Genomic DNA, 24,710 nt, shown 5'->3' on the forward strand with positions numbered 1-24,710 from the left:
CTGACTATCAGGAACATACGGGGATTCTATATTCGTAAGGTGACGCCTTTCGGCACCAGCGCCAAGTGGGCAGATCTATATAGAGAAGGAGGTGAGATTCAAGGAATTTCTTCTCGCTCTCTATGAAATATGTAGAGAGCGAAATGAAAATACACTAGGGAAGGGTTGATGGCCACTTCTATGGTACAGGAGCCATAGGGGTGTAGGCCGGGAAAAAATCAGTAGATTTCCCTGTAGTATGTCCACATCAATTCCCTTTCTAATGGCTTTTAGGGTAGTAATGAGTATCTGGCTTTTCCAACTTGTTCGGAGATACTGACAAAGAGCGATAATTTTATCTATTCTCCTATTTTATTCTGCAATGTGAAACTAAAATTTCCACATACTAAAGAGTCGTTCATCCTCCTGATTGTTGTCTTCTTCGGTGCTTCTGCGTTTATAATCTTCATAATGCCTGCATTTCTACCAGAACTTCCGCATAATGATATTTATCCAGTTCTCACCAATATGATGGGCATCTTTGCAATTATTTCTGCAATATTCTTCATTTACTGGGCATACAACATGTCCAAAAGAATGCGAATGCGTAGCCAAGCAAGTTCCCAAGCCAAAGTCAGTGATGAAAGAGTGGAAGAAGGACATGGTGAGTTCATTTTCTGCACAGAATGCGAATTAATAGAAGGGAGGGCAAACATTTGCAAGGGCTGCCCGAAAGCAGGAGAGGTAAAAAATGGATATCCAGGTAAAAAAACTTTTTGATTTTAAACCTTCTTTGAACTTCTCAATTGCGCTTTTTTCCCTCAGCATCCTATTTACCGTTTTTGCATTTCTTCTAGTAATCACTCCCTACATGCTTCCACCCAACTCACTGGATTTAGGTGAGGGAGGCAGGGTGAACATAATTGACTTTCAAAACGAAACCGAAAAGATGCCGCACTTGGCTAAAGAAATTTATGAATTTGGGGATATAATGTGCCATCAGCATGCCTCTCGTTCTTACTTTCTAAATGGAAACCAGATGCCTTTCTGTGCAAGATGTACTGGCATTTTCTTCGGCCTTGGAATTGCTACTATATTACTCAGCTTTGTCAATTTAGATATTAAACTCTGGCTCATTTTCCTGCTTCTGGTGCCAATGGGTGTTGATGGTGTTGCCCAGGACTTTCTCACATTTTTACATTACGAAAGCACAAACCCTATTAGAGTATTCACAGGTGTGCTTGGAGGCATCGCACTTGCCCTCGCAATTGCATTCATTGTTCGCTCAATCGGAGAAATCCGTAAGATGGAGCAGGAGTTGAAGAAGGCGAGAAGATGAAAGCAGTTGTTCTTGTCTCTGGTGGCTTAGATTCTGCTACAGTGCTCGGAATCGCAAAATCAAAGGGCTATGAAATTCATGCAATTTCCTTTGTCTATGGACAACGACACAAGAGGGAACTGGCATGTGCAAAAAAGCTCTGCAAATTCTTTGAGGTAAAGGAACATAAGATAATAAAACTCAACCTTGATACGATTGGGGGCTCGGCGCTCACAGATAAGTCGATTGATGTCCCGCTAGCAACTCACAAAATCGGAAAGGATATTCCGCCAACTTATGTGCCTGCTAGAAACCTCATTTTTCTCAGTATTGCGGGCGCATATGCAGAAGTAATTGATGCAGACGCAATTTTCATCGGTGCAAACCAGGTTGACTTTAGTGGTTATCCTGACTGCAGGGAAGAGTTCTTGAATGCATTTGAAGAGACGCTAGCAAAAGGAACTAAAGTGGGTGTTTCAGGCAAAAGAATAAAGGTGTTAGCACCGTTACTCCACATGACAAAGGGAGAAATAATAAAGAAGGGAATACAACTAGGCGTTCCTTACGAATTCACATGGACTTGTTACAAAGGTGGGAAGCTTGCCTGCGGAAAATGCGAGGCATGCATCCTCCGCTTGAAAGGATTTAGGGATGCTGGCTATGAAGACCCTCTCAAATACGAAAAAAAGCCGAAGATGTGATTTTTGCAGTAAAGAGGCAATAGAATTCGTTAGATACAGCGGTGCTCATCTATGCCGTGAACATTTCAATGAATTTTTCGAGAAGAGAGTGAAACGGGAAATTGCCACCCAAATATACATCGAAAAAAAAGCGGTTATAGGAATTGGTCTATCTGGCGGAAAGGATTCATCTGTCTGTCTCTACATGCTTCATAAAATTTTTTCTAGGCACAGAGATGTACGAATTGTAGCAATAACTGTGGATGAGGGAATTGAGGGTTATAGAAGTGAGACAATTAAAGCAGCAAAAAAGCTCTGCAAAATGCTTGGTGTAGAGCATCACTTTATCTCATTTAGGCAACTTTTTCAGAGGACACTTGATGAGACCGTTGCAGATAATCGAACACGGGCTTGCACATACTGCGGGGTTATGCGAAGAAAGGCACTAAATCTGGCAAGCAAATCCCTTGGCTGTACAGTTCTTGCTACTGGCTTAAATCTAGATGATACTGTACAATCAATTCTGATGAATTTTACAAGAGGAGATGTGGAGAAACTTGCACGGATGGCACCGCATGTTCATGTACAGCCTGGGCTTGTACCTCGAATTTTACCGTTGAGGAGCATACCAGAAAGAGAAGTATATCTCTTTGCAATGCTAAATGCTATTCCATTTTCGCATGCTGTCTGCCCTTATGCAGAATTTGCATTGCGGAACCAATATAGGGCTCTGATAGAGAGGCTAGATAAAGAAAACCCGAGTGTAAAATTCGGAATTTTAAAAAGTTATGATGAAGTTATCCCCCTAATCCGAGAGAGATACAAACAAAAGCAACTTAAGGTGTGTAAAATCTGTGGCGAACCATCTATAAATGAAGTGTGCAAGAGCTGCAATTTATTAGAAGGAAAACCAAAATAATGATAGAACGCTGTAACCTATAAATACCAGAAGTTGGATATATATACAGATGATGGGAAAACAGGCACCTGAGATGAGAGAGATATACAAAATGTATGATAGTGCACTCTTCTTTTATTCCAATCAGGATTTTCATAGTGCAATCATACAGCTTAAATCTATTCTTAATCTTAATCCAGAATTTAAGGAGGCCTGGGAACTTCTCGGTCACTGTTACAAGGCACTTGGTGATATAGACGCAGCCCAGCACTGCTACCAGCAATCACAAAAACTTGCATACAGTGGGCCTCTAACATACTACTGCCCATTCTGTGGGACTGTTGTGGGTGAAAAAGATTCAAAATGCAGGAGCTGTGGGGTGGTCATTGTCGATAGTGAGGAGGAGAAAGCAAAATACAGGGGTTTTGTGCTTGCAAGGAGTGAGTTGAAGGTGATGGGACAGGTGGAGATTCCAGAGACACAGAAAACTGATGTGAAAGGAACTTACGAGAGCCAGGATAATATTCCAGCCCAACCATTGAGACAAGAGCCACCACAATACCCAGTGGAGGAGAGAGCTGAGTTGAATGGGCGGGAATCCCGGCCACCATATGTGTTTCCAGACCTCTCTGTGAAAACTTCCGCAAGGTTCGGATTTGCTGACCCAAGTGGTCTCACATTTGGAAGAAAAAAAATCAGGGGCTTTTCTCCCAAAGTGTACATTGTGCCATTTATCTTTCTGATGTTTCTTCTTATTTCCATTTCATCAGGACTTTATGAACTCAGCACCAAACCCCTTCTGAAAGTGGATGGAATTTTTGAAGAATGGAAGGACATTGACAAGTCATCCCAGATAACCAGTCACGCTCAGGTAAATCCAAACATCAGAATCAGAGAATTTTCTTTTGCAGAGAAGGAACAGGCATACTTTGTTTACCTTTCAGTGGAAGGGAGAATGCTGGCTGGAAGTCAAGACCGTGTAGCAGATACTATTTTTGTTTTTATTGACACAGGCACAGGGGGTTTTAGCATCTCGGGTGTCACTGCCTCCTACCATGTGCAGGTCTATGGCTGGAATAATGAGGTTTATTCCACAACCCTTTACAGATACGACAGTGCGAGCCCTTATTCCTGGCAGTGGATTCAACCTGTATCTGTGCCAGCGGCAGTTTCAGAAAACCAGCTCGAAGTTGAAATTAAAAAGTCATTGCTTTCAGGTAACGATTTTAAAATTTTTATCGTTGTCCAAGCATACGATGGCACTCTAGATATGGCTGACTATCCAATTGGAAAAAAGCCCACACTTATCCTTACTACCAGAACTTTGCTCCAGGATATCACACAACCTGGGAATGTAGATGCGATGGAACTTGAGTTCACATCTGTCAGAGGAGATTCGAAAGTCGAGGAGGTCTTTGTAAGCATTGAAGGTAGTGCAGCACCGCAAACCGCTACATTGAAAGGCCCTCAAACCATCAGTGTTGGGCTTGAGGCGGGAAGGTACAGGTTCCAGCTGGGAAGAACATTGAGCTTTGGCACATCAGAGAAATGGCAGTTTTCGGTGCCAGTAGATGGAAGCATGAATACCGCTACCCTCGGTTTCTCAATTAAGGACGGAGGGGTCAGGGGAGATGTCATCGTAGTCCTGATGGATGCCTCAGACAGATACCATGCTAGAAAAAGTTATGTTGGTTCAGCCCCTGCAATTACCATAGATGGTGCCTTTGCCGATTGGGCTTCAACGCCGAAAAGGAGCGAATCCTCTGGTGAGGTCTCAAATCCTTCCATAGACATTCAAGAATTTGCGGTAGTACATGGCACAAGCAACCTTCAGTTTTACCTTGATGTTGAAAAGTGGATTTTTGGTGGAGAGAAACTTCCATATCGAAACTATGTGACTGTTGGAACTGTTTACACCCCTGATACTGATAGAGACACAATGCCAGACAACATTGATCCGCTGCCCTCTGACTTCAACAATGATGGGATTCCAGATAGCCAGACAAATAATGATATTGATGGAGATGGGATAAAGGATTATCCCTATGGTGAGGACTATTACCTCAACACGACAATTCCAGATACAGTGGAATTTCCACTGGCGTACAGAGGCAAGTTTGTGAGTGTCTACATAGGGCCAGTAACACCAACAGAAAGCGAAGATAGAGGACTTGACTGGCTCAGAGTTTACCTGGACATGGATAACAACAGAAGTACTGGAATTCCGTGTGCTAGCATTGGTGCAGATTACCTGATTGAGTTCGGTGGAAGGGAAGGGAAGATCCTTGAGAAGAAAACATGGAGTGCAGAAGGAGGTAATTGGAGATTAACAGGCGATGGAGTTTCTGGTGCTATTGATTTCTATAGGTTAGAATTTGAGTTGACAAAATCGGTGCAAACAAACCCTGATATTTACATTGAATTTGCAGATTTCTGGCAGAACAGGGACACGGCCTTCTTTGAACATGGGTTGCTGGACCAAGTTCGGGCTGCAGAATGCACTCCATCAGTTGGAACATTACAAGGAAGAGTGGTGGAGCCAGTTCATGAAGAAAACCCACCACTTCCCCAGCATGTTGCTGAACTCAAATCAAACGATGTCCCTGTTACCTCTGTTCCAGAAAAACTTGAACCTGCCGAGATGCCTGTGCCTAGAGCTTACTCTACGGGCACTGTTTCAGCGGAAACACTGTCTTACTACCTAAATGCTTCAAAAGAAAAGCCAGTGAGACGAGGGTTTGCATTTACGCCAGCGAAACCCATGGTGCCAGGTGGTGCTGTCGGTTCCGGGTGGATTCCTGATGTGAATGTGAGCAAGGCCTCAAACTATAATGCTTTCTCGCCTGTGATGGCAACCGATAGTGATAACTACATTTACACTGCGTTCATGTTCTGGAGCACAGCCGTTTCAAGATGGGGCATTGCAGTATTCCGTTCAACTGATTCTGGCCTCACATGGAGTGGTCTTTGGTGGTATTTCACGAACTATGATTGTGACAATCCTTCGCTTGCGATCTCTAGCAACTCTGGAAGTTATGCAAACAGAATCTACCTTGCTTTCACATTGTATTCCTCCTCTTACTTGTTTATAGAATTGGGCTATGTGGATAAGGCAAATTTTGCCACATCTACAGCTTGGCAGTGGAGGCAGATTACTAGTACCTCAGAGTACTGGGATATGCCATCCATTACTGTGATGGGAAACTCAGTAAATTCTGTTTATATCGCAGCTAGATGGTGGTATGGTAATTTTGACAGGGACATTCTTGGATTTAGGTCTGACAATGGTGGAAATAGCTGGAATGGATATGCTCCACCTCTGACTTCGAGTTATGCTTACCAGATAAGATACACATACGAAGATTCAGGTGTGGTCTATGGACCCACTGTCGCCTGGGGCACTGGTACAAATCTCTATTGTGCGTACGATGACATGGGAGTTACTTATGCCCGCTGGGAATTCTGGACAAATGGAAATGCTGAGGGCTGGGTAGTCGGTAACCATCTCACCGCCTTCACAGTTTCAGGTGGCATTCTCTCCACCACTGCAACAGGCAATGACCCGTTTATGTACAGCCCCGCTCTGAACATTCCCGCATCCAATTACAAATACATCCATCTCTACATGCGGGCTACTGGCACTGGCACAACCACAAAAATTTACTTTATCACTAGCACTGACGGAACCTGGAACGAAGCAAAATCAGTAACTCTGAGTGTAACAGACCACTCTAATTATGTTTGGTACACCTTCAACATGTCACAATGTGCTGGTTGGACAGGGACAATCACTAGGCTACGACTTGACCCGATTGATGCAGGTGCCCAGAGTGGGGACACATACTCCATAGACATGATTGGCATCCAGTCCCAGCCACTTAACTCTATTGTCTTGAAATCCACAGATAGTGGTGTTACATGGAACATTGGTTACATTTTAAGGCCAGCAGGACCTGATGTCACACCTTCATTTGCTCCTTATGTGGCTGCAACCCACGGGAGTAATACCGTGGTAGTGGCGAGCGTTTATTACAAATCAAGCACGGACTGGGATATCAACATTTCTTACAGCACTGACGGATTGGCATCGCCACCTTATGTTATCCCCTTCAGCACCGAAAGCACCACTCAGGCGTGGCCTGCACTTTGTTCTGACCCTGTATATGGGTATTTCCATTTAGTTTACTATGATTCTGGGAGTTATTCAATAAGATATGCAAAGGCCTACTACACCACACCGAACTCCTGGAGTGTACCCTATGCCACAAGTTATGTCTCGGATGGAAATACAGGAGATTGGGAATACAGGCCTGCGGTAACCTACCAGTGGAGAGATGGTGGTGCAGGTTACTATCCCTGTGTTACCTGGGGTGATGCAAGAGGAAGTTACTGGAATGTTTATTACTCCACGCCAGGCTCAAGGTGCACAATCACCACATCCCCATCTGGCTTGCTTGTTGAAGTTGACAGCACTCAGTACACAGCCCCTGTTTCATTTACCTGGATTGCTGGCTATAATCACTATCTCTATGCTCCATCCCCTCAAGGAACAGACATATATGCCCCAAGGTATCTGTTTTCTTCATGGAGTGATGGTGGTGCTCAGGGCCACACAATCACAGTCCTCGGATTTGACATGACAATTACTGCTTATTACCAGACCCAGTACTATCTTCGGGTAATTTCTGCCCATGATAGTCCAGCAGGAGAGGGCTGGTATAATGCCGGAAGCTCTGCCTCTGCCTCTGTGACCTCTCCCGTTTCTGGAGGTTCTGGTATCCAGTACACATGTACAGGTTACACTGGAACTGGCTCGGCACCTTCAGGCACTGGGAACAGTGTTATATTCACAATCACCGCACCTTCAAGCGTCACCTTTAACTGGAAGACCCAGTATCTCCTAACTGTCTCAACCCTGAATCTGACATCTACCTATCCCGGAATCCTTTCTCTCAATGGTTCCTTCTATTCTACAATTTATGACAGCTCACCTGTTACGCTCTGGCTTGACGAAAATCTTGGCTATCAAATTGGGATTTCTTCAGAAGTAGCAGGCCCGGCAAACACCAGATGGGCTTTTTACAGGTGGACTTCGGGAAGCACTGCAAATCCAATCACTGTAAATTTGAATACACCCACTCAGATAACTGCGGAATTCCTCAAGCAGTATTACTGCACCCTCACATTAAATGGGCTTTCCCCCTCTGCACCAGCTACCATAAACTACCAGTCTCTCCTCACTCCTCACTCTGTTTACTCCTCTGATACATGGAATGCCTGGGTGGACCATGGCTCTACGATTACAATTTCAAATGAAATTCATGTGAGTTCCACAGAACGCTACAGAACTGTTGACCAGTACTCTTTTGTCGCAATTACAAGCCCGATTTCAAGAACCATCACCTACAGGCACCAGTGGTATTCAACAATCACACTTGTTGGTACAGACGCAAGTCATACGGTCTGGGCGAACTATACGCTCGATGGCATTTACTATTCGCAATCTGGGGTTTATGGTTCATGGGCAAACTGGTGTGACCATGGTACCTCCCTCTCTTTCAGTGATACAACCACAGGCACGCCACCATATACTACGACTGACCCACACTCCTGGACTGTCACAGGTACAATTGTAGCAACAATCCATTACACTACTCCAGTGGAAGAAGAGAACCTGTTTGAGATTTATCCACTAATTTTTGTCCTTGCCTGTATCGTCTTCTCCATCAGAAGGAAACTGTCTGTTTGAAAGTTGGGCACTTTCAATTGCAAGGTTGAGCCATCGGATATAGGAGTTCAGAGAGGCCCTCAAACTGCTCAGGTCTTGAGCATTGATGATAAGGTGGAGGCAATTATCTAGGTATTCCATACTCAAATTTGTTCTAGCATCTGTTTCCCCATCTTCTGCAATTTCAACCTTAATTGCGTCCATCACACACCTAGCAATTTTTTTATCCAGTTCCACAGAAATCGTGAGAGAGCATGTTAACTTCTCAGAATTCTTCACCATTTTCCTCACTATCTACCGCTCTATATCTATTAGGTTCAGGCTCATCAATAAGTCCTTTCTCAATTAGTGAAAGGGTGAGATTTTCGATTTTGTCCTGTTCCATCCCTGTAAGTTCCATCAGTTCCTCCATTACAACGCCGTCTTCTCTGTAGCTTTTTATCATTTCATACAAAGTTCGTTCCTCATCTTCAACTTCTGTTTCTATCTCGTCAATTCCACTATCAAATGAGTTTGCAATGGACTCTCTTTTCGTTTCTGGTAATTCAACATCTTCGCCGCAAACAATTTTCAGAGCATCAATTGCTAGTTCCCTGTATCTTGCAACCCTTTCAGAATCAATTCCATAGTACTTCTTTGCTCTGAGCGCCGCCTCCGCCTCACTCCTTGTGTATCCAATTGCCATCAAATTCTCAACGCTTTCAGGTTCCATCTTAGCCAACTCCTCAAGGCACTCAATCCGCCTGAGCAAAGATTTTGCTGCCTGAATAAGCCAGTAATGATGCATGTCCATCGTTGAGTCGCAGAGCACTTCTGGCCTAATTGAGATATAGAATCTCGTTTCATCTGGCTTGTAGGTTCTTATTTTTCCACAAAGAAATACAACCTTAGGCAGAGTGTCAGGGTCCATATTCTTCACATAATTCACAATCTCCGATCGGAAATTTGGTGTGAGCACATAGAACGTACCTAGGCTATCCGATACCTCTAACTTCCACATCTCCTTTTCACCTATCCGTTCTGGAGCATACAGGAGTTTACCTACAACAAGAACCCGGTTCACTCGCAGGCCAGTTGGTGTGATTACATAGTTAGGAGTTTTACTCTGCTCTGAAAAGCTGGCACTCTCGGCACTGAGCGTTTCCCCTCCCTTCTCTTCCACTGTGGCTTCTTCTAGTTCAAAAGAAAAGATTCTGTAGGCAACCTCTCTGCGGGTTGCCTTCTTTATAACCCTCTGCTTGCTCTCCATGTTCACACCTCCATTTCAGAAAGCAAGCTCTCTGCCTCAACTTTGCAGTCAATCTGGAGATTCTGGGCGTCCTTCACTATGAAAGTAGTTCCAAAATCTCCAGAGCTAACATTTCCCCTGAGTTGAAACGCTCTGCCAAGCAATCTCTCGTTCATCTCTAGGAGTGCAGGATTTACAACACCGTTTTTGCCAACAAGTGAGAGATAGTCCTCTATTCTCTTTCCGAGCAGTTTCTCACAGACCTCCAACGGAAAGATTGCAATTATGGCACCAGTACCATCGTCTATAACTCCCTTTATGCGCAAATCAGTTTTGCTCTCCTTCACTTTCCCGTGGGTCTTACACATCCCTTTGTCTAGAACCATACCACATTCACTGCATCTGTATACTAGCCCAGAAGTTTCCTTCACTTCTATTAGAAAACCCTCTATCTGGACATTTGACATAAAACCTTCGCCCTCCTCATATATATCCTCTATCAATATTTCTCTGGGGGCTAGCAATTGGGTAGATGGGGGAAGTTTGGTACTTTCAACTCGCTCCACGGTTGTTTTTTCATCCAGCACAACAGAATGCATATCCTTCCATAACTTCTTGTAAGCACCATTTATCTTCACAACTTCATCCTCTTTTAGTCCGAAGTCCGCCCATGCAGTGAAACGGACATGGCCAGTTTCGTCAGCAATCACACCTGAATAAAGCACTTTCTCTGTATCTCCCACATTCACTGTCTTTTTCTCAACTGATATGACCCTCACTGTGAGTGTTACTGGAAACTTCACTACTGGCAAGTCCTTTACCTTAACAGGTGTCCCAAGTCTAATGTTGGGTAGATGCTCATCAGTCACAGTTGTTATCTCAGTTGCATCTGAAGTGTTAATCTGCGGCTCTCCCTGCCATTCTGTCGTATAAATATTTTTTAATGAAAGCACTGCACCCTTCACTATCAATCCCTGATGTTTCTCGGGGTTCCAGACAACAAAGTTAAGCTTCTTTGTGTTGTCGGATATCAAGCCCTTCAGCACCTTCTTTTCAGTTCCATTCCTCATTTTGATGGTTTCATCATTCACGAAGAGGATGCGTCCTACCACTGACACATTTTTCATACCCTCTCTCAATTTAGAAAGTGGCACAGTTTCTCCTTCCATTTCTCTGTGAGGTGCCAGTTTGTGAAGAACAACCTCTTTAATCTCATTTGGTTGGAGAGAAAGTTTCCCAACTATCTCGTTCACAGTCGCTTCTATTTGTTCTCGCGGCACATCTTTCATTTCTGGCATCCTGGCGATTTCATCAATCAAGGATGCGATTTTTTCTTTCTGCATCGATTTCACCTCGTGCCTTTCGGCGGAGAGAGGATTTGCAGGGGTGCATATATAGTTTTAGGGAAGGGGTGAGTGAAAGTGCTTGCAAATAGAGCGAGGTTAATATATCCCTTTGGCTATTGAGAATCATGAAGAGTGAAAGTGCTCCTGTAAGTGTTTTGCTCCTCATTCATCTAGTCTTAATACTCTTGCTCATTTCTCTACCTTTGCCTGCCAGTGAAATACATATCAAACCCTCTGCAACAGTACTCGAAGGTCATGTGGTCAACGCCACGTCTCTTGTGCCCATTCCAACTGCAAAGATACATGTGTACCCCGGAAATCTGAGTGCAGAAACCGACCTCAACGGTTCCTTCTCCCTCGTTCTCTCATCTCCTGGAAATTACACAGTGAATGCAAGTGCAGATGGCTACATTTCATCCGAGGAAACAATTTATTGTGCGGAAAATCAAAACACACACATAGACATACTTCTATTTCCGCTCGGGACCTCATTTGAGAACGGTACAATATATGGATATGTGGTTGATGGAATGACTGGACTGCCTGTGAAATCTGCAAATATTTCAATAACACCAGGAAATCTTTCCACAAACACGGATTCCAATGGATTCTATTCTGTTTCTGCAAGAGGCAGTACATACTACACAATTACTGCAAATGCTACTGGGTACTACAACGCCTCAACATTCGTGTTTCTAGGGCCTAACAGTTCCACGAATGCATCATTCTACATGACCCCTCTAGAGGAGAAGTATGGATGGATCTTTGGCTACATATATGATGGTGCTAACAGTACAAGAATTGCAGGTGCAGAGGTGAAAGTGTTTCCAGGAAGCAATACCACTCTTTCAGATTCTCAAGGTTACTATAACTTTACTGTCGTGGGTGGAGTAACTTACACTGTGCAAGCGATTGCGGAGGGATATCAAACGGGAAGCAAAAGTGTGCATGTAGAGGCATCTAATGGTGTCCGCATAGATGTTCCATTAATGCCAGTTTCAATCGCCTCTGCTAGGGTTTATGGATATGTTTACAACACATATACAAATGAACCGTTGCAATCTGCAATAATTGTAGCTACACCTGGAAACTTATCTGCGGTCACAAATTCTAGTGGATATTACTATTTGGAACTGATACCTGGAGTGAACTACACAATAAAGTGCACCGCTGAGAGTTATCAAGAGAACTACACATTCGCAACCCTCTCACCCAATGAAGAGAGGCAAATTGACTTTTATATGAAGCCCGAATATGAGAAGGGGAGGGTGTATGGAAAGGTGCTGGATATAACAAACCAAACTCCATTAGCTGGAGCCATCGTAGTTATTGAGGTAGAAGGATTAACTACCTACACGAATCTAGCAGGAGAATACGAATTTCTTCTCAGAAAGGGACTCGACTATAGAATTTCAGTTAGTTGTGAAAATTACACTTCCCAGACCACCACATTCACACTAAACGAAACCGAATTCCGGTTAGATTTTTATATGTATCCAAGAATATACAACCTTACTGTCAACATTACTGGTGTGGTGCGTGATGCGGCTGGTAACCCCATTGAAAATGCTGAAGTAATTCTTCGTTCCATGGATGGAAAATTGCTTAGAACTAATTACACAGATTCTAGCGGAAATTTTCGTTTCTCAAATCTTCCAGTGCTTTTGAATTATTCCATTACCGTTTCTGCCGATGGATATATCGAAAAGAGAATTCTAATTAAAAATGAAAATTTTACTTCTGACACTTACTCCATACCTCCAGCCCTCACGAAACTAGACCGGATACAGACCGAAAAATCAGATTATATGCCATTTGTGATCGCCAGTGTTCTAGTTACGGCTGTGGTATCCGCATTTGCAGTTCTATATTATGCTATGCGAAGATGATGAGATATACCCCATCTTATGGTTATCCGCTCATCACTCAGCACTGCATCAGCGTTAACGGATAGCATGGCCTGATGGGGCAGGATAATAACTTCAATCCTGTATTTATGCTTTGGGCTAATCTGCTCATTTTCTTCGTTGGATTGCGTTGATGTACAGCCCAGAAATTGTAGAGGAGAGGAAGAAAATAATCAGGAGAAGCCCATAGAGATAAAACGGAACTTCTGGCTCTGGATGTTCGCATTCAATGCTTGTTGTGGTGCGCACCTTCAGTTGCTCAGAAATACTCTTCTGTCCAAAATTATCTACTAACACTATTCGAACATAGTAGTCCACATCAGGAGTTAGACCATAAATTACATAGGCAGTTTCTCCTTGGGTATATATTGTGTGAAGCAATGTCTTTTCAGAAGGTGTGAAATTCTTTTCGAGCGAGAGATGAACTTCAAGACGGGAGAAATAGCTGTAATCCGTTGCAGGAAAATAAATTTTTACAGAAGTAACATTCAATATCTCATATTTTGTAATTGAAACTCCGGGAATTACCGGCAGATATGTGCTATTGGAAACAATGTTTGATTGTGCAGACTGCCAGAATGTGTTGTATACAACTATTCCAAAGTAAAATGAAGTATTCATCTCCTCGAATTTCATTGTGAAGCTGGAAATAGATGAATCGTAAATTACAGTGGCAAGTGAGCACGTATCAAAAGTGGTGTTCTCCATTTTAGAAACATACACCTCCATTTTCTCAAAAAAGTTATTTGATGGTTTTTGCCATCTGATCGTAATTTCATCTACATTCGCCACGGCATCTAATATCTCAGGACGGGTGAGAACTGTAATGACCTGGGAATCCGCTTGGTCTCCATAGAAACCGATGCTCCGCACAAATACAAAGTACGTAGTGCTAGCATTAAGAGAATCGAAAGTGTAGGATGTTGTAGTATTCTCCAACTCTAGGATTATCTCGTCGCTGAAATCTGAATTGGTTGAGAAATGCACTTCGAAGTTCTTACAGTGTTTTTGCTCCCATGAAAGAGAGAAACTATCAGATCCCACATTAGAAACTGTAGCATTCACTTGTTCAACAGGTGCGGGTGTTTCCCAGGAAGCGAAGTTAGAGTATATGGTCTCGTTTGTTATGAATCTTACAACTATGAGAAACCAAAACATTTTCCCAAGTTCAAGGTTTTCTATGCATTCCATCGTTTGCTCGTTATCGTAAATTGTTGCATACAGTGTTACTAGGGACGGTGTGAAGTTACTTCCAGTATAATAATGAATTTCATACCATGCAAACTCTTCATCGTAACAAGGAGACCAGCAGAGTGTAATTGAGGTTTGTGTCGTATTAATAATACTCAAAAATATGGGTTCCTTGTGAATTGTATATATTTTATAATGTAAAAGGCCATTTTCGATAACTAGTAGGTGCAACGTGTGTAGTTCTGCAAAAACACCACATATCTTGCCAGATGAAACAGAAACAATAGAGGCAAGTTCATCGCCCACAATCCTTCCTACTTTTCCAGTCAGATTACCTAAAAAGTTGCCTTCACTCCATGAGATATAGAATGTTTTTGTGCCTGAGGGGGCAATGTATACTCTCGGATTAGAAGGGCTATCCGTCAGGGAACTCGTGTTGAATGTGGAGAGCACAAGGGTTTCTATTTCTCCGATGCTTCCATTTGATGCAATCTCTCCGGTCCCTATCACTGCATTCATGTCCTGTCCTATTATGCCAAAAAATCCAATATAGCACTTGTTGTTTACAAACCTAGCATTTACCTCAGATGCAAGTGTAAAGCGTACACTTAGTTTTTCATGATGCCAAACAGTCCCATTCGAATAATAGTGTTCAACTGAAGAGAGATTTGCAAGCATCACATGGGAATTACCGTAAATGTCATACCAACAAATTGGATTTCTGAAACTTTGAGCATTTAAAGGAAGTGTATCTAACACCTCAACATTTAAACTCCCATTTTCGTCTCTATTAGCAACAACGAGATTTGCACTATCAGTTTGGTTTCCACATAGAAAAACTATCATCAACTTTTTTCCAAATGATGCGAGTGTGGGTGGGTTGTAGTAGTCAGCAATATTTTCTATTCTACAGATGCCTGTAAGATTCTCGCCCTCAAACATGGATAAGACGATTGCTCCTTTTTCAGCCCAGCATACATAAATTGAATTGTTGTGAAAGGAAATAGCCGGTGCGAAGGTTCCTTCCGTTATATTTACTTGTTCCACAACACCCGCAGAAAAATTCTTGATAGCATTCAATGATATATCCACCTGCGTAACTCTAATGCAGGCACTGCCATTCGTGTCTACTATTGTATAGACATGGCACACACAATTGCCATATCCATAAAGAGATGGGAAATCCATTTCACCCGCAATGGAGAGTACAAAATCTTGGCTTTCTTCATAACCTCTTACAATGTTAGGAGTATCGGCATCTATGACACTAACAGCTACGGAGACCAGCATCGCCACAATTCCCAGATGCCACAAATTGCTCCACTTCATGAGAGGGAGATGGTCTTCTGCTTATTATTGTTTTTGTTTTCGAGAAATAGAGTGGTATTCAGCTTTCATTCAGAATAAGCGATTAGAACACCAGGAAAACCTGCGAAAAACGCAAAACCCCAATGTATTTATATTGGTGCCCCTATGTAGGCAGAGAAAAAATAAGCGGAGGGCATATAAATGAATATAGAAAGAATGCAGAAAATATTTGGGCTCGGATTAGCGGCTGTGATTCTGATATCTGGGTTTGTACTTCTCGCAAGCCCTGGAAGCGGAGAAATCCCTGAAAAGCAAACATTCGTAGTGTGGTTACCTGTAAAGGGAACAAATTCTAATCAGTGGCTGGAGATTGTAGAGGACTATGGAGAAATGAAAATTGTAAAGATAAGCCAGAAAGAGAAAGCAATTCTTGAAGCGGAGGGTGCAGTGCTTGTTGATATTTCATACATGAAGTACATTGGTCTTGATACTGGCACATTTGACCCTGTGCTTGCTTGTAAATCAGGAGAACTTAAGGGAAAATATTTTCTCTGGCAGTTTGACAGAATGCCGAAGACCGATGATGTTACCAGATTGACTTCTATGGGTATCAAAGTGGTGATGTATCTCCCCTACAATACCTATCTTGTTTTTGGAGATGTAAATGCACTAAAGGATACAGCAGCACTCCTTAGGCCGAGATGGGTAGGAAACTATGAAGCCGAATACAAAGTACATCCATCACTCCTTTCCAAGAGTGGAAAGTACACTGTGACAATTCAGATTTATCCTGATGAAAACCTGAAAAACACGCTTAAGGAAATCTCGGGCTATGCAGAAAATGTGATTGCAAGTTATGAAAAGAGAGGTTTCTGGGTTGTGAAGGCAGAAATTTCACACATGGTGTTGAGGAAGATTGTATCCATAGAGAATGTGCTCTGGGTTGAACCATTTGTCATTCCACAGCTTTCAGACGAAATAGGTGTTGAAATCCACAGTGGAGCTTACTCAGGAGCAGGTGGCTACATTCAATCACTTGGCTGGCAGGGAGAGGGCGTGGTAGTGGGACTTGCAGATACTGGCCTTGACGATGGAAATTTGGACACAATGCATCCAGACCTCTATGGAAGAGTGGTTGGACTGATAGATTATACTGAAACTTATACTGGTGATGGAATTGCAGAGGATGCTTATGGCCATGGAACCCATTGTGCGGGTATTATTGCAGGCAATGCAGCAACTGGTATGACAGATGAAAACGGGTATCTCTATGGTTATGGCGTTGCTCCAAAAGCCAGTGTGATGATGCAGAGATTGTTCGATGACTATGGATACTGGGGCTATTCTTACCCTGTTTCTGTGATGACAAGTGCTGCAGCGAACTACAGCGTGAAAATCCATAGCAATTCCTGGGGTGCTGCAGTTGCTGGTGACTATGACGACTATTCTCAGGATTTTGATTGGGCTGTGAGAGATGCAAATCCATACAACGCCGGGAAGGAACAAATTACCTATGTGTTCGCAGCAGGAAATGCTGGTCCAGGCACCCAAACTGTAGGAAGCCCCGGCACAGCAAAAAATGTTCTGACAGTTGCGGCTTCGGAAATTTATAGACCTAACCTCGGCAGTTATGCAGACAATCCTGAAGAAATTGCTGACTTCAGTTCACGCGGACCCACTGCAGATGGAAGATGGAAACCAGAAATTACAGGCGTTGGTACATGGGTTGCCTCTGCCCTCTCCTCTTCTGCCTCACCCGGCTGGGGCTGGGGAAACATAAATGAGTACTATGAATGGTGTGGAGGCACAAGTATGGCTACTCCACATGTTGCAGGTGGCGCGGTTCTTTTCTTCGAATACTACTCAAAGACCTATGGTAAGGAACCTTCTCCTGCCCTTGTAAAAGCGGCATTGATAAACGGTGCAGATGATATGCTCGGTGGGCCAAATGGTGGAAGTGCACCTGTGCCCAATAAGGATGAGGGCTGGGGCAGAATGAACCTTACAAAGGTAATTCAGCCGGACTTGGGTGTGGTCTATGTAGATGGTGGCTATAACCTAGAAACAGGTGAGCTATATGAAAAGGATGTGAGGGTTATTGATGCGAGCAAACCACTGAAAGTGACAATGAGTTATCTGGACATACCTGGGGCCATCTCAGCAAATCCTGCGCTCGTAAATGACCTTAACCTAATTGTAATTGCACCCGACAACACAATCTACTATGGCAATGTATTTGCAAATGGCTGGAGCATGCCATCGATGGGAATACCCGATGCCAAAAACAACCTTGAAAATGTGTTTATTGAGCATCCAATGCCTGGTACATATAGGGTTATTATTTCTGCTTTGAATGTTCCGCAGGATGCAGTTAACGAAACGCCTGAGGTTGACCAGGACTTTGCGCTTGTGATAAGTGGGAACATTGAGGCAGAGCATCCAGGTACAATTTTGTTACACAAGGAATACTACATGCCTAGCGAGAACGTGACGATTACTGTGATGGATGCAGACCTTAACACAAATCCTGGTTCTGCAGAAACTGTGAGTGTTAAAATAGAGAGTGAACTTGAACCCTATGGCGAAACGGTGTTGCTAACTGAAACGGGCATAAACACAGGTAAATTTTCAGGAGTGATACATCTTAAAATGGCCAATCCATCTCCAGGTGATGGCTACCTGGAGGTAAAGGCACAGGACAACATTACCGCAAGATACATAGATTTATCACCACTGGGCGAAAGAACTGCAACAGCTGTTGTGGATGGAATTTCACCAGAAATCTGGGGTGTGAGTGTAACCTCCATTGCTTCAAAGAAAGCCACAATTGAATGGATGACTGATGAGCCAGCTACAAGCGTGGTCTACTACTGGGAAGAGGGAAACCCTGTTCCGATGAAAACAGTTGGCAGGGATAGGAGAGACATGAGAAGCAATGCTGTCTCATTAGTTGAAGCCAAGGTAATTCCTAACAAGGATAAAACAGTGCTCAGAAACGAAATGGGAATTGAAGTCGAACCGCAGGCTACCAGTGTTATCAACATGCCCGGTTATGTAACCCACCACATCGTGGAAATCAAGAACCTGAAGCCAGAGACCAAGTACTTCTTCTATGTTGTGTCTGTTGACCCGGCTGGCAACAGTGCAATGAACAACAACAATTCCAAAAACTACACATTCACTACGCCACCCCCAGCCAACATTCTCCTTGTTGACGATGACCTCGGTGCAAATTACGAGGTCTACTTTACAAATCCACTCACACTCGCAGGATACTACTTTGATGTCTGGGATGTTGCCATTGATGGAAGTCCTGATTTAGATGCTCTTAATCAATATGATGTTGTAATATGGACTACGGGTGATGACTTCTCAACCACACTTTCAGTCTCTGACGAGGCAAATCTTGCAGCTTATCTAGATGCTGGTGGTAAGCTCTTCCTTTCTGCCCAGGACTATCTCTGGGATGTAGGACTTACCACATTTGGAACGGATTATCTCCACATTGGAAGCTATGATAATGACTACGGAGCCACCTATGTAGTTGGCGTATCTGGTGACCCAATAAGTGACGGACTTGGTACAGTTCAGCTATCATATCCATACTACGACTGGTCAGATTATGTGGAACCAGATGCAAGTGCATATACCGTATTCACAAGCAACTATGGCTATCCATGTGCAATAAGGTACGAAGATGCAACTGCCGGCTTCAGAACTGTGTTCTTTGCCTTCCCGTTTGAAGCAATTACAAACGAAAACATCACAAATGGCACGCTCATTATAGACAGAATCATAAAGTGGCTAAACCCACCGCAACAGCATGATTTAGCAGCCACCTCTATCTCTACAAACAAGACATGGTCGCAGCCAGGTGAGAGTGTGACGATCACTGCTACAGTGAAAAACAAGGGCTTGCAGACAGAGACAAACATCGAAGTGAAGTTCTATGCAGATGGAAATGTGATTGACGTGAAGTACATTCCTACTCTTGCAGCGGGTAAGTCCACCACGCTTAGCACTTCCTTTGTATTTCCAGTTGAGGGCCTCAGACCAATTGCAGTAGAGATAACACCAGTAACCGGTGAAACAGTGACTGGAAACAATATCAAAGAAGGACAGGCCTATGTCCGTGTCCCCACCGGTCCAATCAAGATTGGGGTTGTAGATTCATTCGGAGCAGATAATGCGCCCTACATGGTTTGGGCAGAACTTGAAAATAGCTGGTATAAGTACAGCAACTACATGTTCGAATTTGATACTGAAAGCTTGAATATGGAAGACATCACATTGAACGACTTGGTGGAAAGCGGTGCAGATGTGCTCTTCCTTTCTGATGCTTGGTATCCAGACTATGGCTGGGAATTCACGGATGCAGAAATTCAAGCCCTCAAAACTTATGCGATGATGGCTCATGGAATGATTGCAACCAGCGGCACATTTGGAGACAGTGTTCCAAACAACATGAAACTGGCTGACGCATTTGGATTCGACCCAGCGGTGATGGGATACTGGTCTGATTCCATAGTAAGCCCATTTGCATTCAATGACCCAACCCATCCACTGTTCAAGGATATGACTGAGCCTTACATGCCTGGGCTGCTGTACGCCTGCGTTCTTCTCTCTCCAGATAACGCAACAGTGCTTGCAGCAGCTGATACATACTACGACTATGCTTACATCACAGAGTACAAGTATGCTGCTTCAGAGGCAATCTACTTTGGCCACATACCTGAGTATGCTGGCGGTGCCAACGCCCAGGACATGCAACTCGTCGCCAACGCAATAATTTGGGCATACGAGAATTCTACACCCTTAGCCCATGACCTCTTCCCGACTTCTCTTGCACTCCCTGATTACACGATTCCAAATCAGCAGCTATATATCAACACCACTGTTCTGAATGCAGGCACCAATACCGAAACAAATGTGATTGTTGACTTAATTGTAAACTCGGCACTGGTAGATACTAAAGTGATAGCCGCAATCTCTCCTGGGTCACAGGCAGGTGTTTCCTTCCAATGGACGCCCACATCTGAAGGCAGTTATCAGGTCCAGATTTATGTGCACGAAGTAGCAGGTGAAACGGTTGACTGGAATAACAGGATTTATGGAGATTTGTATGCTGTGTTGCCAAAAGGTCCAATTAAGGTGGCAATGGTAGATAGTTGGGGTCTGGACATCAAGGATTATACGGTATTTTCAGAGATTGAGAGCAAATGGTATAAATTTGGAAGTTACATGATTGAATTTGATTTAACATCGTTGGACAAAGAAGGCATCACAGCAGAGGACCTGATTGGTACTGAAGCCCATGTTGTGTTTATTTCCAACGCATGGGACAATGGTACCTATACCGGGTATAACTGGGAATTCACAGATGCAGAGATTCAGGCACTCAAGGACTACATTTACTATGGACACGGTGCAGTAGCGACTGCGGGCACATTTGGGGATGGAGCCATAAACAACATGAAGCTTGCTCCTGCATTCGGAATTGCCCAATCTCCATATGGTTACTGGGGCGATTATCTGTTTTCACCACCTGGCTACACGCTTCTCATGCCTACGCATCCAGTGTTCGATAATATTCCTAATCCCTATCTCACAGGCGAAAGCAGTGGCTATACACTTGTGAACAGTGGTCTAACATTAGCTGGTGCTACAAAACTTGCAAATGCAACCACATATTATTCAGACGAAGCAGTGATTGTGAACTACACCTATGGGTATGGTGCAACCGTCTATGCCTCCAATATCCCAGAGTATTCTGGATTTGCGTGCAAGGCAGACAAACAGCTTATTTACAATGCAATTGTCTATGCCTTCAGAAACACCACATACCTGCCTTTGCTGCTCCACACCCCAGTAATCTCTGCAGCCCCGAATGTTCCTATCCCGATAAGTGTTGTGGCTAAAGAAATTGATGATGGGGTAAAAAATGTCACACTTTATTACACCAATGTGGGTTCATCCACTTACAATGCTGTGCCAATGGTGCGTACAAGTGGGGACAGTTTCAATGGCGTATGGAATGCTACAATTCCAAGTCAGACAGTTTCAGGCAATGTTAATTACTACTTTGTGGCATATGACAATGGTGGACATTCTATCTCACTGCCATTGGGTGCTCCAGCAACCTATTACACCATAGTGATTGATGCTACACCACCTGTGATTACTCACACACCTCCTGCTTCTGTAGAAGTAGGGTCAGGATGTGGAATAACTGCCACAGTCACAGACAATGGGGAACTGAAAGCAGTTTATCTGAACTACACGGATGTGAACGGAAACAACTATAATGTAACCATGAACTGGATGGGTGGAAGCACCTACACATACTTCTTACCACCCCAGAACAAAACAGGTACTGTATACTATGTGATTTCTGCTGTTGACAAGGTCGGTAACTGGAACTTCACGCCGATGTCCTCAGTGCCTGTTGTGGATACACAGGATCCAGTTATTCAGCATATGCCAGTGCAGAGAGCTGATGCAATGGTATCGTTTGACATTGTGTGCAAAGTGACAGATAACTATGGCATTCAAAGTGTGAAATTAAGATATACTACACCAGACGGACAAACAGGAAATGTCACGATGACTATGTTCTCTCCCGACTACTACAAGTACACGGTGCCAGGGCAACCGATTGGTACATTCAAATACAGTATCTTTGCGATAGATAAGGCCGGCAACGATGCTCTTACACCAGAATACACAGTCCCAGTTGTGGATATAGTGCCACCAGTCATTCGTCTGTTCTATCCAACCCCTGTGGTCAATACCTCACAACTCACAGTATTCGCATATTGTGACGACACCTTAGGTTACACTGGCCTTCTTATGGCGTATGTCTATCTGGACTATATTGATTTCACATCCCTTGTGGTTTATGACGGTGATTATATAAATTGTACAATTCCATTTGACCTCACAGACGGAACACACATTCTCCAGATAGATATGTATGATAAAGCATCTAACTACGCCACACTCACCACGATTTTCGAAGTTGATACCGCTGCACCTGCACTTACCGTCACGAATCCTTTGAATAGTGCGGTGCTGCCAACCAGTGATGTGAATGTAACAGGTCACTCCGAACCAGGTGCAGTAGTGACGGTGAATGGAAACATTGCCACAATGTTACCATCAGGTGACTTCTACTGTGAAATCACGCTGAATGAAGGAGCGAATACAATCACCGTAGTTTCAACTGACAGCGCAGGCAATACAAACACACAGAAACTGGATGTTATTGTGGATACCATAGAACCTGTGGTAACAATTTACACGCCCTCAAACAACGCAGTGCTGAACAACGGGGAGGTGCTGGTCACAGGTAAGGTTACAGAGACGAACCTTGATAAGGTGGAAGTAAATGGAATAATGGTGGATGTGGCGACTGACGGAAGCTTTGCCAAGGTGCTTTACCTTTCAGAAGGGAGCCACACAATCACTGTAAAAGCATTTGATAAGGCGGGCCATGTTGTTACAGAAAGTGTATCTATAATCATAGATTCTGTAGCGCCAGGAATAACAGTCACAAATCCACAAGCTGGAGAATACATTCCAGCAACGAGCATTAATGTCACAGGAACAACCGAACCGGGATCCGTTGTGAAGGTAAATGGTTACAATGCAACTGTGTTCTCTGACGGCACATTCTACTATGTGCTCAGTGTTTCTGATGGACCACTAACCATCACGATTGTGAGCACGGATGCAGCTGGTAATACAAACACAAAGCAAATAAGTGTTATTGTAGATGCCACAGCACCAGTAATAGCCATAACAAATCCACCAAATAACAGCGTGTTCAACAAATCCACCGTGCTTGTGAACGGCACGATTGTGGAAGCAAATCTTAAAGCGCTCAGTATAAATGGCATTGGTGTAAGTGTTGGAACTGGTGGAACCTTCGGATATTATCTCACCCTTGCAGATGGCACGCAGGAAATCACAGTGGTTGCAGAGGACATGGCAGGTAACAAGGTCACGGTGAAACGCACTGTAACTGTGGATACAACAGTACCAACGATAACGGTGGCATCCCCTGCAGATGCCAGTTATCTTGGCGACAAATCAGTGGTTGTCTCAGGAACAACAGAACCAAGTGCGACCCTGAAGGTGAATGGCAATCTAGTTCAGGTATCTTCTAGCGGGAGTTTCAGTGCAGAAATCACACTTGCAGAGGGAACGAACGAAATCCTATTCTTTGCTGAAGATGTTGCCCACAACACCTACACCACAAAGATAAAGGTAATTGTGGACACTATCTCCCCAGTTATAACAATTGCACAACCCGTTGATGGAGTATTGATTAACACAACCACTGTTAGTGTATATGGCAAAGTCAACGATGCAAATCTGAAGAGCATCAGGGTGAACGGAGAACAGTGTCTTTACACGGCCCATGGTTACTTCCTAACTACTCTTATAGGTTTGAGCGAAGGAGATAACACAATCAATGTAGTAGCAGAGGATTGGGCAGGACATATCACCGCCCTTGATATCACAGTTAATGTAGATACAACTCCACCCATGTTAAGAGCTAATGTGCCCACAACGACTTCAGAAACTCAATGCAGTGTAAATGGCACTACAGAATCTGGTGCAGAACTATATATCAACGGAGAGAAGGTCACAGTGGGAGTGGATGGGAGCTTCTCCAAAACAATAAACCTCAAAGATGGTTCAAATCTTGTTGTAATAAGAGCAGTAGACGCTGCAGGCAATGTGAACACCCAAACATATACAGTCCTTTGCACAAAGACAACTTCAGAGCAATTCGATAACCTCAACAAGACGATTGACGACCAGAAAAACATAATTGACAAATTAAAAGAGGACCTGAACAATCTGGGCATGCAGCTGTTGCTCGCAGTGATTGGTCTAATAGTAGCACTAATAGTGGCAGCGATTGTACTCCTCCTGTTGATGCGGAGGAGAGGTCCCTCCGGAGAACTCCCTATGCAAGAAACACCTGAGGAAACAAACGAAGGTGCACCTACAGAAATCGCATCTAAAACTCAAGAAACGCCAGAGGAACCAAAACTATAACCTAAGAACAATTTTTCTTTTTTTTGTTTTTATTTCTGGTTTTTTCTCAGGCAACCTT

Annotated in this window: 11 protein-coding genes; 7 read left to right on the plus strand and 4 right to left on the minus strand. The window is 43.6% G+C overall.

The annotated features are described in order from the left end of the window. The first annotated feature begins 363 nt into the window (after positions 1–363). The 5 genes from QXD64_04045 to QXD64_04065 are packed head-to-tail and all read left to right on the plus strand — an operon-like array spanning position 364 to position 8,624. The gene (locus QXD64_04045) at positions 364–759 is read left to right on the plus strand and encodes a hypothetical protein (protein ID MEM3396485.1); all 396 of its coding nucleotides are present in this window, start codon (positions 364–366) and stop codon (positions 757–759) included. Then, the gene (locus QXD64_04050) at positions 731–1,318 is read left to right on the plus strand and encodes a DUF2085 domain-containing protein (protein MEM3396486.1); all 588 of its coding nucleotides are present in this window, start codon (positions 731–733) and stop codon (positions 1,316–1,318) included. The genes QXD64_04045 and QXD64_04050 overlap by 29 nt, the downstream gene beginning before the upstream one ends. Continuing rightward, complete coding sequence (gene queC / locus QXD64_04055) at positions 1,315–1,998, plus strand: 7-cyano-7-deazaguanine synthase QueC (protein ID MEM3396487.1); 684 nt, start codon at positions 1,315–1,317, stop codon at positions 1,996–1,998. Before QXD64_04050 ends, queC begins: the two co-directional genes overlap by 4 nt. Further along, positions 1,958–2,896, plus strand: a complete 939-nt coding sequence (locus QXD64_04060) for a TIGR00269 family protein (protein ID MEM3396488.1) — start codon at positions 1,958–1,960, stop codon at positions 2,894–2,896. The genes queC and QXD64_04060 overlap by 41 nt, the downstream gene beginning before the upstream one ends. Positions 2,897–2,945: 49 nt before the next feature. Beyond that, on the plus strand, positions 2,946–8,624 hold the full coding sequence (locus QXD64_04065; GenBank protein ID MEM3396489.1) for a hypothetical protein: 5,679 nt from the start codon (positions 2,946–2,948) through the stop codon (positions 8,622–8,624). Here the strand turns inward: QXD64_04065 and QXD64_04070 are convergent. Genes QXD64_04070 through QXD64_04080 form a run of 3 tightly spaced genes read right to left on the minus strand, consistent with a single transcriptional unit; the run spans position 8,568 to position 11,174 of the window. Continuing rightward, entirely contained in the window at positions 8,568–8,885 is a 318-nt protein-coding gene (locus tag QXD64_04070) for a KEOPS complex subunit Pcc1 (GenBank protein ID MEM3396490.1), read from the minus strand. The two genes, QXD64_04065 and QXD64_04070, sit on opposite strands and share 57 nt — an antisense overlap. After that, positions 8,869–9,852: a hypothetical protein gene (locus QXD64_04075; protein MEM3396491.1), complete on the minus strand. Its 984-nt coding sequence runs from the start codon at positions 9,850–9,852 to the stop codon at positions 8,869–8,871. The genes QXD64_04070 and QXD64_04075 overlap by 17 nt, the downstream gene beginning before the upstream one ends. Before the next feature lie 2 nt (positions 9,853–9,854). After that, entirely contained in the window at positions 9,855–11,174 is a 1,320-nt protein-coding gene (locus QXD64_04080; GenBank protein ID MEM3396492.1) for a hypothetical protein, read from the minus strand. 128 nt (positions 11,175–11,302) lie between these two features. Between QXD64_04080 and QXD64_04085 the strand changes: the two genes are divergently transcribed. Beyond that, on the plus strand, positions 11,303–13,066 hold the full coding sequence (locus tag QXD64_04085; protein MEM3396493.1) for a carboxypeptidase regulatory-like domain-containing protein: 1,764 nt from the start codon (positions 11,303–11,305) through the stop codon (positions 13,064–13,066). A gap of 126 nt (positions 13,067–13,192) precedes the next feature. Here the strand turns inward: QXD64_04085 and QXD64_04090 are convergent, their stop codons facing one another. Continuing rightward, positions 13,193–15,604: a fibronectin type III domain-containing protein gene (locus QXD64_04090; GenBank protein MEM3396494.1), complete on the minus strand. Its 2,412-nt coding sequence runs from the start codon at positions 15,602–15,604 to the stop codon at positions 13,193–13,195. Positions 15,605–15,799: 195 nt separating this feature from the next. Between QXD64_04090 and QXD64_04095 the strand changes: the two genes are divergently transcribed. Then, positions 15,800–24,652, plus strand: coding sequence for a S8 family serine peptidase (locus tag QXD64_04095; GenBank protein ID MEM3396495.1), 8,853 nt, complete (start codon positions 15,800–15,802; stop codon positions 24,650–24,652). Positions 24,653–24,710 lie beyond the last annotated feature (58 nt).

The organism is Thermoplasmata archaeon, assembly GCA_038874435.1.
GTDB lineage: Archaea > Thermoplasmatota > Thermoplasmata > Lutacidiplasmatales > SKW197 > SKW197.